This window comes from Dolichospermum sp. LEGE 00240 (assembly GCF_015207875.1).
Taxonomy (GTDB): domain Bacteria; phylum Cyanobacteriota; class Cyanobacteriia; order Cyanobacteriales; family Nostocaceae; genus Dolichospermum; species Dolichospermum gracile.
Window position 1 is genome coordinate 1 of record NZ_JADEVZ010000098.1, and the last position, 13,762, is coordinate 13,762.

A 13,762-nucleotide genomic window follows, 5' to 3' on the forward strand; every position below is an offset into this window, starting at 1 on the left:
CCCTCTCTATTTGATCACACTATTTTAACAAATAAAAGCCTGAAATCTTTGCTCGGCAATCTTTTCAGGCTTTACTTTCTCTAAATTTTTAATTCCTAAATTTGCTTTAGTATCTGCGGAATGTGGGATGTAAGTACGCTATAAGCTAGATACTTGCGGTATTAAGCTTAAATTAGCAGAATGGAATCTGATGAATCAAGAATCACGTCAAAATTTAATGACTTTACCTTGTGATCCAGATAGTAAAATTCAGAATTATAGAAATTACATTCAAAAGTTAGTATTGCAACTGACTGGTAAACCTGTAGCTGAATTACCAATTGAAGCTAATCCAGGATGGCTAGATATTACCACTATTCCTCACAGTATCCACGAAAAGGCTCAAGAAATAGGTGTGATCATCACAATTGAGGCGTGGAAAAACCTGACTATCTGACAACGGTTTGCCTTAATTAAACTCAGTCGTCCTAGTCATGAGAATAAAAACTTTTTACCGGCTTTGCCAGAATTTAAGTTGTTGCCAAAATCCTAAGTTCTGATATATTGCTATAGATGATACTTTCTAATTAGTTGGTAAAAGACAAATGATTAAACTCGACCAGTTTTTGAAGTTTTCGGGAATATCTTCTACTGGAGGTCAAGCTAAATGGATGATTGTTGATGGTGAGGTTAAAGTTAATGGTGTAGTTGAAACACGGAGAGGACGGAAATTAGTTGATGATGATGAGGTGACAGTAGGAGGAAAAACTTTAAAGGTGGGGGAAATTTTATCAGATACCGTTGATTAATGCTGAGATATCTGATCTTATACCAAATTAATATGAATCTGCATAGAATAATTTAACGCGGATGCACGCAGATAAACGCGGATAAAGACAGATAAATCAACGGATTTAAGGATTATGTGCAGCCTCACATAGAATTGGTATTACCATTGGATATTGCATTTACTAAAATATCCCATCTGGCTAATTATTAAGTTTTATTAAAAAAAAGTTAATTGCTTTAAATAACACCTTAGTTTAAAGTAATGAATATTGATCAATGGGTCTTCCCTACAAGTAAATCCTTTGTCAAAGGGGGAATTATACCCCGATAGAATCTCTTCAATTGTGCATTATTAACACATCTAAAAATACATAGCTAATGACTAATGTACTCTGGTTACAAGGTGGTGCTTGTTCGGGTAACACCATGTCATTCCTTAATGCCGAAGAACCTACAGCGTGTGATTTAATTGCTGATTTCGGTATTAAAATACTTTGGCATCCTTCCTTGGGTGTGGAACTAGGTGACAACTTACAAAACCTATTATGGGACTGTGTTTCTGGTAAAACTCCTGTAGATATTTTGGTCTTTGAAGGTAGCGTAGTTAACGCCCCTAATGGTACAGGAGAATGGAACAGGTTTGCTGACCGTCCCATGAAAGATTGGTTAGACGATTTAGCCAAAGTGGCGAAATTCATTGTCGCGGTGGGAGACTGTGCGACGTGGGGAGGGATTCCCGCTATGTTACCCAACCCCAGCGACTCCAAAGGACTGCAATTTCTCAAACGGGAAGAAGGCGGTTTTTTAGGTAAAGATTTTGTCAGTCAAGCCGGCTTACCTGTGATTAATATTCCTGGTTGTCCTGCACACCCCGACTGGATAACGCAGATATTAGTAGCGATCGCAACTAATCGTATTTCTGATATAGTTCTCGATGAACTACACCGTCCCCAAACCTTCTTTAACACCTACACCCAAACCGGTTGTACCCGTAACATTCACTTTGCATACAAAGCCACAACCGCCGAATTTGGACAACGCAAAGGTTGTCTATTTTACGACTTAGGTTGTCGTGGACCCATGACCCATTCCTCCTGTAACCGCATTCTCTGGAACCGCGTCTCCTCCAAAACCCGCGCCGGAATGCCCTGTTTAGGCTGTACAGAACCCGAATTTCCCTTTTTCGACCTCCAACCGGGAACAGTCTTCAAAACCCAAACCGTCATGGGAGTTCCCAAAGAAATACCCCCCGGAGTCAATCACAAAGATTACGCCGTCCTCACAGTTGTCGCCAAAAACACAGCCCCAAAATGGGCAGACGAAGACTTTTTTACTGTTTAGTCATTAGTCAGTTGTCATTGGTCATTGGTTATTAGTAGAAACAATTACCAATCACCAATTACCTATTACCAATCACCAATTACCTAGAAAATATGCCAATTCAAACCTTAGATATTTCACCCGTTGGTAGAGTCGAGGGTGATTTAGATGTGCGTGTCGAAATCGAAAATGGATATGTCACAAACGCCTGGACTCATGCCGAACTTTTTCGCGGTTTTGAAATAATTTTACGTGGAAAAGACCCCCAAGCCGGTTTAATTGTCACCCCTAGAATTTGTGGAATTTGTGGCGGTTCTCACCTTAGTTCCGCCTCTTGGGCTTTGGATACAGCTTGGGGTACAGAAGTTCCCAGAAATGCAATTTTGGCGAGAAACTTAGGTCAAATTGTCGAAACAATCCAAAGTATTCCCCGCTACTTTTATGGCTTGTTTGCCATTGATTTAACTAATAAAAATTATCGCCGTAGTCACTTTTATGATGAAGCTTGTCGGCGCTTTGCAGCTTTCACAGGTAAATCTTATGAAATCGGCATTACCATTTCTGGAAAACCTGTAGAAATCTACGCTTTATTAGGTGGACAATGGCCGCACAGCAGTTATATGGTGCCTGGTGGAGTAATGTGCGCCCCAACTTTAACTGATATTACCCGCGCCTGGGCAATTTTGGAATATTTCCGCACTAATTGGTTAGAACCAGTGTGGTTAGGATGTTCTTTAGAAAGATATGAAGAAATTCAATCTTATGAGGACTTTCAAAAGTGGTTAAATGAAGATGTTAAACATCGAGAATCTGACTTGGGTTTATATTGGAGAATGGGGTTAGATATCGGTTTGGATAGATATGGTGCAGGTGTGGGTAAATATGTGACTTGGGGTTATATTCCCCATGAGGATAAATATAATAAACCCACCATTGAAGGACGTAACGCTGCTGTGATTATGAAAAGCGGTGTTTATGATAGCTTCACCGATACTCATGCGTTGATGAATCAAGCTTTTGCCCGTGAGAATTTAACCCATTCTTGGTATAATGAAGGTACAGAAGATTGGCATCCAAGCGATCGCACTACAAACCCAATTAATAACAACCAAAAAGACTTTAATGGGGCATATTCTTGGTCTAGTGCAGTCCTCCACCAAGACTTAGGACGTTTAGAAGCCGGACCCCTCGCCCGTCAATTAGTTGCAGGGGGAAATCATGGGGAATCTTGGCAACATTATGACCCATTTATTCTCGATACATTCAAGAAAATGGGTGGTGCAAGTGTTCATCTTCGGCAATTAGGAAGAGTCCACGAAATAGTGAAACTATATCGTCAAGCTGAACGTTGTTTACGGGAGTTCAAATTAAACGATCCTTGGTATATTAAACCTGAAGAAAAAGATGGTAAAGGTTGGGGTGCAACTGAAGCCGCTAGAGGTGCATTATGTCACTGGATAGAAATAGAAAAAGGCAAAATTAAACAATACCAAGTTATTGCCCCCGGTACTTGGAATATTGGACCCCGTGACGGCGAAGGAAAACTAGGACCAATTGAAAAAGCATTAATTGGCACACCAATTCAAGACCCTAAAGACCCGGTGGAAGTTGGTCATGTTGCCCGTTCTTTTGATTCATGTTTGGTGTGTACTGTTCATGCCCATGATGCCAAAACTGGGGAAGAATTAGCAAGATTTAGAACAGCTTAATTTATGTTATCTACTAGATCCCCAATTTCTTCAAGAAGTCGGGGATCTAATTTTTGAGAAGTCAGGGTTCTATATAATTGTTGTTTACAGTACAAAAGTTCCTAAATCCGTAGGTTAGTCTGAATTTTAAGGAATAATTGATAATTTCTAATGATCAGATTATGAATTATCAATTAGGAATTACTGTAGGATTCAGGATACAGAATACAGGATTCAGAATGAATCAGAGTTTTCGACTCATTCTTGATAGTTAATGGAAGAAATAGTTTTCTCTAGTTCTTACTACCAAAAAAATATTCTGACTCCTGACTCCTGAATTCTTACAAATTACTAAATACTAAAAGTGGTAACTAATTGTGTCTAATTTAGAACTACATCAATATCTTCCTAAGCTTCCTGAAGCTGCATTGCAAGAATTTATAGAATGGTGTATGTTGGATCAATCAACAGCCGCAGGATTAGAATTTAAACCTGATCAAAGTAAGTTAAAGAATTTAGCACCAGCGGATTATTCTAAGCAATTAGTTGACCAATTCATGAAAGTTAGACCTGACCCAATTAGAGCCGGTTTAGTGGCTGTTATTGCCGGAAAACAAGCTGATAAACACGAATTAACAGGTTTAGCTGCGGTGGTTGATTTTGTTTCTCTTTATGTTAAGTATTTAATTCCTAAAGATGGTACTAATCCAGAAGAAGCTGATGCAATTTTAGCTAAAGCATCACAACATCAATATGAACAACTTGTAGAAATTGCCAAAAAACATGGTGTGAGTTTATAGATTTATAGGGTGGGCAATGCCCACCTAACAATTGATAATTGATAACAATTGTAGATTGGGTTAAGGGGAGCGCAACCCAACACAAAAGGGTAAGGGAATTATAATTTATTGCATTTTTGACTTCTTGACGAGAAATTATCATCTGAAACGATGTTTGAGAAGAAAGTTTACCACTTGAATCTTGAAAAAAATGATTGCGGGCAAAACTCTATAAAATAAAAAATCTATACTTGTATTATTCAATATCTATGCTTTTCTCTAAACGGTTATTAGCAACACTATAACATCCCCCATAATACATTTTTCCCCCTACCGCTCACATTGTCCCTAGTAGTAATAGAATAATAACGATCGCCTGATAAAGCCTACCAAAAAGAGAAGGTAGAGGTTAAGTAGCAGATTTGACAGAATTGGATCACCAAAACTCTGTATCCAGAAGACATTAGTAGCATTTTAGAAGTTCGTAAAATTTTTATGGTTTCCCAAATTCGTTTTTTGATGTGCGCTCCTGACCATTATGATGTGGATTATGTGATTAATCCTTGGATGGAAGGGAATATTCATAAATCCTCACGCGATCGCGCAGTGGAACAATGGAATAAATTATACCATGTAATTAAAGATCATGCCATTGTTGATTTAGTGCCTCCCCAAAAAGGCTGGCCTGATATGGTATTCAGTGCTAATGCGGGTTTAGTCCTTGGTGAGAACGTTGTTCTCAGCCGCTTCTTACATAAAGAACGCCAAGGTGAAGAACCGTATTTTCAACAGTGGTTTGAACAAAATGGTTTTAATGTTTACACACTTCCCAAAGACCTCCCCTTTGAAGGTGCTGGTGACGCACTCCTAGACCGGGAAGGGCGGTGGTTATGGGCTGGATATGGTTTTCGGTCAGAATTAGATTCTCACCCCTACCTGGCTAAATGGCTGGACATTGAGGTGATTTCTCTGCGCTTAATGGATGAGCGTTTTTATCACCTGGATACCTGCTTTTGTCCTTTGGCAAATGGTTATTTGCTGTATTATCCTGGCGCGTTTGATTCCTACTCTAACCGCGTGATTGAAATGCGCGTCGCACCGGAAAAGCGGGTTGCTATTGAAGAAGCTGATGCTGTTAACTTTGCTTGTAATGCGGTGAATGTTGATAGCATCGTGATTATGAACAAAGCCAGTGATGGTTTAAAATCACGGTTAGCGGAAGTTGGTTTTCAAGTTATTGAAACCCCGTTAACGGAATTTCTCAAAGCTGGTGGGGCGGCTAAATGCTTGACTTTGCGGGTGACAGAACCTATTGGCGAGGAAATTCACGCTAATGTATCTGTAGAAAGTCGTGTCATTCGCATGGAAGGACACTTGCTAGATGCAGGTTTGATTAACCGCGCTTTAGATTTAATTGTGGAAATGGGGGGAAGTTTCCAAGTTCTCAAATTCAACTTGGGAGAACAACGTCAAAGTACATCTGCGGCTGAGGTGAGGGTATCTGCACCATCTCACGAAGTGATGGAAGAAATCATCTCCCAGTTAATTGATTTGGGTGCGGTTGATTTACCTCAAGACGAACGAGATTCTAAATTAGAACCTGTCTTACAAGCGGGTGTCGCTCCTGATGATTTCTATGTTAGTACGATTTATCCCACAGAAGTGAGGGTAAATGGAGAATGGCTGAAGGTGGAAAATCAACGCATGGATGGGGCGATCGCTATTTCCACAACTGCTAATGGTATAGTAGCAAAATGCAAACTCCTCCGGGATTTAGAAATCGGCGATAAAGTAGTTGTGGATGTATTGGGTATCCGCACCGTCCGCAAAGCCGAATCACGGGAACAACGCAATTCTCAAGAATTCAGCTTCATGTCTTCCGGTGTTTCCAGCGAAAGACGGGTGGAATTAGTTGTGGAACAGGTGGCTTGGGAATTACGTAAAATAAAGGATAGCGGCGGTAAAGTAGTTGTCACGGCAGGTCCTGTGGTGATTCATACAGGTGGTGGTGAACATCTCTGTCGCTTGGTTCGGGAAGGCTATGTACAGGGTCTTTTAGGCGGAAATGCGATCGCTGTCCATGATATGGAACAAAACCTGCTAGGAACATCCCTGGGTGTGGATATGAAGCGGGGTGTAGCTGTGCGGGGTGGACATCGGCATCATTTGAAGGTAATTAACACTATCCGCCGTTTTGGTAGCATTGCGAAAGCTGTGGAAGCGGGAGTGGTGAAAAGCGGGGTGATGTATGAATGTGTGAAAAATAACATTCCCTTCTCCCTCGCCGGTTCAATTCGGGATGATGGACCTTTACCCGATACCCAAATGAACTTGATTTTAGCACAACAGGAGTATTCTAAAATCATCCAAGGTGCAGACATGATTTTGATGCTGTCTTCCATGCTGCATTCTATTGGGGTGGGAAATATGACTCCCGCAGGTGTGAAGATGGTTTGTGTGGACATTAACCCGGCTGTGGTGACAAAATTGAGCGATCGCGGTTCAATAGAATCTGTCGGTGTGGTGACAGATGTGGGTTTATTTCTCAGTCTATTAACTCAGCAATTGGATAAGTTGACCAGTCCTTATGTTGCTAATGTAGGTTAACAAACACAGCCTTTAAGATTCTCTATCTTGTGGTGCGGGCATCTTGCCCGCTTTTCCGCTTTCTTGTTTTGTATAAAAAATAATTAAATGAACCACAGAGGCACAGAGAACACAGAGGAATATAATATAAGCAGTTATAATATAAACAACGCTAACAAAGGAGATAATTCATTAGACATCTCCGGTAAAGATTGTAGAGACGTTCCATGGAACGTCTCTACAGAGGTTTCATGTCACGCATATTTAATTTTCGGAGATGTCTATTATGTTACAAACTGTGAAAGGAATCTACAGAAATAGCAAAGTCGAGTTAGCTGAAATTCCTAAAAATATCTTAGAAAGTCAAGTTTTGATCACCTCTATAGAAATTACAAAACTGGAAAATATTGGTGTGAAAAGTTCAACAGCAGAATTATTTAGCTCCCTACGTGGTAAAATTTAATATTTTGAAGATATCACCACACCCACAACTGAAGAATGGGGCGAAATATGACCGTTATTTTAGATACTTGTGCTTTAATTTGGTGGAGTCTTGATCCAAATAAATATTTGTATATTAACCTAACAGTAGTGAAAAAATAATTATGGGAAAAACACCAATAATTGATTCTAATCAATCCTACACCTTTGCTGATTATTTCAAATTGAATTATGAACCAGATGAAATTATAGAATATTTTGGCTATAACTTTCAATCACAATCTCTTACCTTACCCACAACTCAACAAAACTTAGAAAGATTAACAGACCTAAAAAATCGTATTGAAGAAAGTTTACCCTATATTAGTTTAACCAGTGAAACCGCCAGGAGAGAATTTTTAATTGCTCCTGTAATTATGGAACTAATTCACTATACCCATGCTAAAGTTAAAGTAGAGTATGGGTTGAATATCAATAATCAATTAAAAGGAGTTGTTGATTATTATATTAAAGCTGACAATCAATTATTAGTTATTGAAGCTAAAAATGCCGATTTAGAAAGAGGAATTGTCCAATTAGCTGTAGAATTAATTGCCTTTGATAATTGGTCTATTATTGATCATCCTATCCTCTATGGTGCAGTTTCTATTGGTAATATTTGGCAATTTGTAATTTTACATCGTGAATCAAAACAAATTACTCAAGATCTAAACCTTTATCGTGTACCCAATGATTTAGAAACTTTAATGAAAATTTTAGTAGCTTTAATGAAAAATTTATAATTATCAAGTAGGTTGGGTTTTGCAACCCAACCCCACAAATTATTAGTTCTGATGATCTTGTTGATTTAACCAAGTGACTAAATCAGCAACTTCCGAAATATTAAACAACGCCGCACCTAGATTTTCTAACTGTTCAACAGGTAAACCTTTGACTTTTTCAACTATTAAAGAATCAAGTTCACCAAACCGTTGATTAAGTAAAAACAAACAAAATTTAAGTTCTCCTTTTTGTTCTCCCTTTTGTTCTCCCTTTCTTTCGCCCTTTTGGAAAATATCCTGATAAATGACTGATTCTTGCATAATATCCTCACTTAACAATTGACGAATAAAGTCTTTCTCAAATCGCAAACCTGCTAAAATCTCTGTGTAAGCTGCAATATCCTGTTTAGTCTCCCTATCTGCAATTTTAGCAACACTATTGGCAATCTGGGATAATAAACCTTGGGGTGAATTTGTCCGGGTTAATGGTGCTAATGGTAATAATGCCAGATTATCGAGAAATAAAGCTGAATCTTGTTCCCACATTCTGATGACACGATAACGGTGATGTGTGGTTTCATTGATGTATGCTTCGGTAAAAGCGATTTCGTCTGTTGTTTCTTGTAAGAAAATCACGACTTGAGTAACAGGAACTTGATATGTACGGATTAATCTCACTGAATAGTCTAACTCTCTAAAAGGAATTGGAGGTTTAGATTGTGGGTTGGTTTGAAATTCAATATGTAAAATCCGATTTTCTGTTTGTAAGAAGCTGACAAAATCAGCGCGAATTGGTTCTATACTCAATTCGGTTTTTAAGACTTTGATCGTTTTTGGTGCTTGGGGAAGCAACCATTTAGCAAAATCAAAGGGATATTTTTCTGCTAGTAGTTTACAAACGTTGTCAAAACTCATAAGATTATAAAATTAAATTGTCAAATTGTCTGATAGCGAAGCGTGGCGTTAGCCATATCAGGATATCCAGAATTTCAGGATTTACAGGATGTTTATTTGAGTTGTGTTTTTAGGGTTTAGAAATTTATGATTAATGTTAATATATACGATTTTCAACATAAAATTTTCAAAATACAAATTATAAATACTCAATTCATTTAAACTAATTTAGGGATAGGAATATGGACATGACAAAAATCCTGATTCAGACAATATTCAGTTTCGCGCAATCTCTTTTAGAGATCCCGCAGGGTAGACGCAAAGCAGCAAAGACGCAAAGGAAAACCAGCAATTTATCAACAACATCCTGAAAATCCTCAAATCCTGGACATCCTGATTCTGACAAATTAAATATCAGGTTCTACCCCCAGCTTTCTTAACTGTTCTATCAATCTTTCCTTATTATCCAATTCATCTGACCCCCCCCAAAGACTGGGGCATAATATGGTCAATGGTAAAACGGTCGGGACTCAGGTATTCTGGAGAGTGGCAGTATTCACAGAGAAATTTAGATCGTTTTCTTACAACTCTTCTAATTTGTTCGGACACCATTTACTTTTGGTCGCTATTTGAGCATTAATTAAGGTAAATATTCGCTGTAACTCCGAAATACCTACATATTCCGCTTCTTCTTCAGGAGTGAGTGTAGCAGCTTTTTTCTTTGTTAATAGTTCTTCAAAACGACATTGTAATTCATCGGTAAACTTAAATAAATAAATATCCCCAAATTCACTAATCTTTACACCAGAAGATATTAAAGATGAAGGTTGAACCATTAATTGAGCAGTCATTGTGTGTTCACAGTGTCTTTATTTCCATTATCTCAGAAAAACTCCTGAAAATCCTTAAATCCTGGACATCCTGATTCAGACAAAAAAACCTTGACATCATCCTAAAAAGCCTGTTATCGTTAAACCATACATCCATGCCCATGATTAAAGAAAAATTAATAGCCGTCAGGCGATAGAAGAAGGAAAAAGAAAAATAAGGGCAAAGGGACAAGAGTATAAAGTGGCACTAACTCTTCATTAGACTAGCACAAGCAATCCGAAAACCAATACCGTTGTAACCGATGCTGGAGTTGTTGCGATCTGCTGATCTACAGTTTTCAGAATGATACTTCCAAGAACCGCCACGCAGTAGCTTGCGTTTGCTTTGTCTTTTTAAAGCACGCCCGTTTTTGGGCTTACCATAATAATTATCTATATAATCATCCAAACACCACTCCCATACATTACCGTGCATATCATACAAACCAAAAGCGTTGGGAGGAAAAGAACCTACATCTGTAGTTTGTTGACGATCCTGGCCTTTTGGTGCAGAAGCATAGGGGTAATTACCATTATAGTTTACCAATTCTGGAGTAATACTTTCACCAAAATAAAACGGTGTGGTAGTTCCGGCTCTACAAGCATACTCCCATTCAGCTTCACTGGGTAATCTGTAGTTTTTTCCTGTCTTTTGGCTTAACCGTTGACAAAAAGTAACTGCATCATTCCAACTAACGCTTTCAACAGGACGATTATCACCTTTGAAACCAGAAGGGTTAGCACCTATGATAGCTTGATACTGTGCCTGTGTCAATTGATATTTCCCCATACAGAAACTAGGAACAGTAACTTGGTGTTGGGGACTTTCATCTGAACCTCTTTTTGCTTCACTTTTCGGTGAACCCATCATAAATGTTCCCCCTGGTATTTCAACCATTTCCAATGTCACACCATTTCCTAAATCTTCTGTAAAGTATTTTGCTGACGAGTTGCGTCGCTTGATGATTTTCCCTGATGCGTTAGTGCTGACAACTTCAAAACTAAAGGTTTTCAAGTTATTTGAGGAAGTTGTATTTTCAGGAGTTGGTGTATTTTCAGGAGTTGGTGTATTTTCAGGAGTTGGTATATTTTTAGGTGTTGGTGTATCTGAAATTGAAGTTTGATTTTGCTTCCCAGAAAATAAATTTTGTCCCACAAATGCGACAGTTACACCACCTAAAAATAATCCTCCATAGATAAAACCGCGACGATTAATTCTAGTTGGATAATTTCCCAAAGATTGATTTTTATTTCCCCCTGGAGATACAACAAATGTAGGAGAAATTTCTAAATCTTTGATGACCTCATCCGCAGATTGATAACGTTTTTGAATATCAACTTTCAACAACTTATCTAAAACTTGCCCCAATTCCTGACTCACAGAACCAGATAAATATTGTCGCCAATTATTCACCCAACTAAAACCATTTATTGTCCATAAATTAAAAGGATCAACCCCTGTTAATAAATGAAAACAAGTTGCACCTAAAGCAAATAAATCACTGGCTGGATAAGCTTCACCAAGCTGAATTTGTTCCAATGGACTATATCCATAAGAACCTATTTGTGTTCCTATTTGGGTGTGAACTGTGGTAGTTAATTGTTTCGATGCCCCAAAATCAATTAATACCAATTTACCATCACTGGCTCGGCGCATGATATTCTGTGGTTTAATATCCCGATGAATAATATTACGTTCATGAATAAACTTTAAAGATGGTAATAAATCTAGTAATAATTCCCGAATTTGGGTTTCCTTGTATTTTCCCTTTTGTGCTAATTCATCTAATAAATTTTCCCCTTTAATAAACTGTTGTACCAAATAGAGAAACCCATTATCTTCAAAATAAGCAAACAGCGTTGGTATTTGCGGGTGTTCTCCTAAATCTTGTAAGCGTTTAGCTTCTTCAATAAATAACTCTGTGGCTTTTTTTAAAGCGTAAGTTCCTGACTGTTTAGGTGCAAGTTGCTTGATTACACAGGGTTCATTTAACTTTTGGCTATCTTCCGCTAAATAGGTTCTCCCAAAACCACCTTCATTAGAAAGCACCCGCAATACTCGAAAGCGATTGATTAATAATGCTATCAACGGGGTTCTGCAAGATTGACAGAACTTGTGATCATCAGGGTTGACAGGTTGGGAACAATCCGGGTTTAAGCAGCAGATCATAAACTGTGGCAGATGACTGTATAACCTTTATAATACAATATTCAGTAATTCCGCGCTTCCTGTTCTCTGATATAATACTAAACTAACAACTGCAATCCTTTAAACAGTATGAGTGAAACCCTGGCTGATATTGCTATACCACCGCAGTTTCCTGATCATACTCAACTCCCAGAGTCTGATGGTACTTTCGTGAAAAACTTTCAAGAACATCCCCAAAGTATAATTATCACAGATTCCATAATTCAAACTTTACAAAAATTACATCCCGACGGACAATTTTGTATAGGTCAAGATTGTGGTATTTACTGGCGCGAAACTGAACCACCAGAAAAAGGTAGCATAGCACCAGATTGGTTTTATGTCCCTGATGTAGCACCAAGATTAGATGGTAAAATTCGTCGTTCCTATGTCTTATGGCGGGAATATATTCCTCCATTAATTGCTATAGAATTAGCCAGTGGTAATGGTAATGAAGAAAGAGATACAACTCCTCTAGCTGGTTTACAGGAAGGTGAAAAACCAGGTAAATTCTGGGTATATGAACGCATTATCCGCATTCCCTATTATGCCATTTATGAAGTTAATAATGATAAATTAGAGGTTTATCACTTGGTAGATTTTTCTTACCAAAAAATCCAGCCTAACGAGCGTGGACATTATCCTATTGCGCCATTAGGTGTAGAATTGGGACTATGGCAAGGAAGTTACTTAAATAATCCTGAACAACTTTGGCTACGTTGGTGGGATTTAGATGGTAATTTATTATTGGTAGGTAAAGAAGAAGCCCAATTACAAAAATTAAGAGCTGAACAAGCAGAACACAAAGCCGCAAAATTAGCAGCACGTCTACGGGAAATGGGTATAAATCCAGATGATGATTTATAATCATTTTTGGTATTGAAGAAAACGAAACACAGAGGACACAGAAAAAAGATGCAACGGGCTATTTTATCCAGGGATTTACAGTTTAAACAAGTTAATTGGGTGAGTTTTTTGCTGATTTCCTGTTAGCTGGGATGGTTTTTGGTCCGCCTCTTGCTCCTTTTCTGGCTGCATCTGGTGTGTTTTCGCTTCCTGGTATTGCGGACATTATTTACTTTATGGGTAATCATGTATGTCCGCAGCCTACTATGGGTTTGGAGTTAGCACCACCGTTTATTATAGCGGTTTGTATGCGCTGTTATGGTACGTATCAGGTTTATTGATAACTCGAATTTTGTATGGTTTAACTAATGGAAAAGGTGTTTTTTGGTTAAGTCAATATGGTTTGACTGGTGCTGCTTTTGCTAGTGTGTCGATGATGGCTTATCCTATGGAGTTAGCAGCGCAGATTTTTGGTTTATGGGATTTTAATAATTATAGGACTTACGCATTGACAAAGTAGTAAAATAGTGTATTGATAAAAAGTATCATCTACTTATCAGGTATCGGACAATTAGAAAAATCAGCAAACCTTCCACAGCACAATGCAATCTGGAACATTACA

General features: G+C 38.3%; 12 protein-coding genes and 2 pseudogenes. 10 read left to right on the top strand and 4 right to left on the bottom strand.

Going from position 1 to position 13,762, the window contains the following annotated elements; all coding sequences use genetic code 11:
- Window positions 1-133 precede the first annotated feature (133 nt).
- The 8 genes and pseudogenes from IQ226_RS22380 to IQ226_RS22415 form a co-directional block, all read left to right on the top strand.
- A pseudogene (locus IQ226_RS22380) lies at window positions 134-532 on the top strand (nitrate reductase associated protein); the annotation flags it as partial.
- Window positions 533-584: 52 nt separating this feature from the next.
- Window positions 585-788, top strand: coding sequence for an RNA-binding S4 domain-containing protein (locus IQ226_RS22385; protein ID WP_193899065.1), 204 nt, complete (start codon window positions 585-587; stop codon window positions 786-788).
- 358 nt (window positions 789-1,146) lie between these two features.
- Window positions 1,147-2,109, top strand: a complete 963-nt coding sequence (locus tag IQ226_RS22390) for a hydrogenase small subunit (protein WP_193899067.1) — start codon at window positions 1,147-1,149, stop codon at window positions 2,107-2,109.
- 92 nt (window positions 2,110-2,201) lie between these two features.
- Window positions 2,202-3,797, top strand: a complete 1,596-nt coding sequence (locus IQ226_RS22395; RefSeq protein WP_193899068.1) for a nickel-dependent hydrogenase large subunit — start codon at window positions 2,202-2,204, stop codon at window positions 3,795-3,797.
- Window positions 3,798-4,153: 356 nt separating this feature from the next.
- Window positions 4,154-4,576 (top strand): hypothetical protein, encoded by a 423-nt coding sequence (locus IQ226_RS22400; protein WP_193899070.1) that lies wholly within the window; start codon window positions 4,154-4,156, stop codon window positions 4,574-4,576.
- 474 nt (window positions 4,577-5,050) lie between these two features.
- Window positions 5,051-7,162 carry a TIGR00300 family protein gene (locus IQ226_RS22405; protein WP_193899072.1) on the top strand — a complete coding sequence of 704 codons (2,112 nt, stop codon included), beginning with the start codon at window positions 5,051-5,053 and terminating at the stop codon, window positions 7,160-7,162.
- Window positions 7,163-7,427: 265 nt separating this feature from the next.
- Window positions 7,428-7,604 (top strand): hypothetical protein, encoded by a 177-nt coding sequence (locus tag IQ226_RS25355; RefSeq protein ID WP_228039609.1) that lies wholly within the window; start codon window positions 7,428-7,430, stop codon window positions 7,602-7,604.
- A gap of 142 nt (window positions 7,605-7,746) precedes the next feature.
- Complete coding sequence (locus IQ226_RS22415; RefSeq protein ID WP_193899074.1) at window positions 7,747-8,364, top strand: hypothetical protein; 618 nt, start codon at window positions 7,747-7,749, stop codon at window positions 8,362-8,364.
- Between the two features lie 42 nt (window positions 8,365-8,406).
- On the opposite strand, the gene IQ226_RS22420 is transcribed toward IQ226_RS22415, so the two are convergent.
- The 4 genes from IQ226_RS22420 to IQ226_RS22435 form a co-directional block, all read right to left on the bottom strand.
- Window positions 8,407-9,258: a DUF4351 domain-containing protein gene (locus IQ226_RS22420; RefSeq protein ID WP_193899076.1), complete on the bottom strand. Its 852-nt coding sequence runs from the start codon at window positions 9,256-9,258 to the stop codon at window positions 8,407-8,409.
- Between the two features lie 450 nt (window positions 9,259-9,708).
- Entirely contained in the window at window positions 9,709-9,849 is a 141-nt protein-coding gene (locus tag IQ226_RS22425) for an HNH endonuclease (protein WP_193899085.1), read from the bottom strand.
- Window positions 9,819-10,088: a hypothetical protein gene (locus tag IQ226_RS22430; protein WP_193899087.1), complete on the bottom strand. Its 270-nt coding sequence runs from the start codon at window positions 10,086-10,088 to the stop codon at window positions 9,819-9,821. Before IQ226_RS22430 ends, IQ226_RS22425 begins: the two co-directional genes overlap by 31 nt.
- A gap of 226 nt (window positions 10,089-10,314) precedes the next feature.
- Complete coding sequence (locus IQ226_RS22435; protein WP_193899095.1) at window positions 10,315-12,276, bottom strand: bifunctional serine/threonine-protein kinase/formylglycine-generating enzyme family protein; 1,962 nt, start codon at window positions 12,274-12,276, stop codon at window positions 10,315-10,317.
- 108 nt (window positions 12,277-12,384) lie between these two features.
- Between IQ226_RS22435 and IQ226_RS22440 the strand changes: the two genes are divergently transcribed.
- Window positions 12,385-13,161, top strand: a complete 777-nt coding sequence (locus IQ226_RS22440) for a Uma2 family endonuclease (RefSeq protein ID WP_193899097.1) — start codon at window positions 12,385-12,387, stop codon at window positions 13,159-13,161.
- Window positions 13,162-13,209: 48 nt separating this feature from the next.
- A pseudogene (locus tag IQ226_RS22445) lies at window positions 13,210-13,636 on the top strand (DUF2085 domain-containing protein); the annotation flags it as partial.
- Window positions 13,637-13,762: the final 126 nt, after the last annotated feature.

Coding starts and splice junctions, on each gene's coding strand:
- IQ226_RS22385 (WP_193899065.1), top strand. CDS start 585: ATGATTAAACTCGACCAGTTTTTGAAGTTTTCGGGAATATCTTCTACT.
- IQ226_RS22390 (WP_193899067.1), top strand. CDS start 1,147: ATGACTAATGTACTCTGGTTACAAGGTGGTGCTTGTTCGGGTAACACC.
- IQ226_RS22395 (WP_193899068.1), top strand. CDS start 2,202: ATGCCAATTCAAACCTTAGATATTTCACCCGTTGGTAGAGTCGAGGGT.
- IQ226_RS22405 (WP_193899072.1), top strand. CDS start 5,051: ATGGTTTCCCAAATTCGTTTTTTGATGTGCGCTCCTGACCATTATGAT.
- IQ226_RS25355 (WP_228039609.1), top strand. CDS start 7,428: ATGTTACAAACTGTGAAAGGAATCTACAGAAATAGCAAAGTCGAGTTA.
- IQ226_RS22415 (WP_193899074.1), top strand. CDS start 7,747: ATGGGAAAAACACCAATAATTGATTCTAATCAATCCTACACCTTTGCT.
- IQ226_RS22420 (WP_193899076.1), bottom strand. CDS start 9,258: ATGAGTTTTGACAACGTTTGTAAACTACTAGCAGAAAAATATCCCTTT.
- IQ226_RS22425 (WP_193899085.1), bottom strand. CDS start 9,849: ATGGTGTCCGAACAAATTAGAAGAGTTGTAAGAAAACGATCTAAATTT.
- IQ226_RS22430 (WP_193899087.1), bottom strand. CDS start 10,088: ATGACTGCTCAATTAATGGTTCAACCTTCATCTTTAATATCTTCTGGT.
- IQ226_RS22435 (WP_193899095.1), bottom strand. CDS start 12,276: ATGATCTGCTGCTTAAACCCGGATTGTTCCCAACCTGTCAACCCTGAT.
- IQ226_RS22440 (WP_193899097.1), top strand. CDS start 12,385: ATGAGTGAAACCCTGGCTGATATTGCTATACCACCGCAGTTTCCTGAT.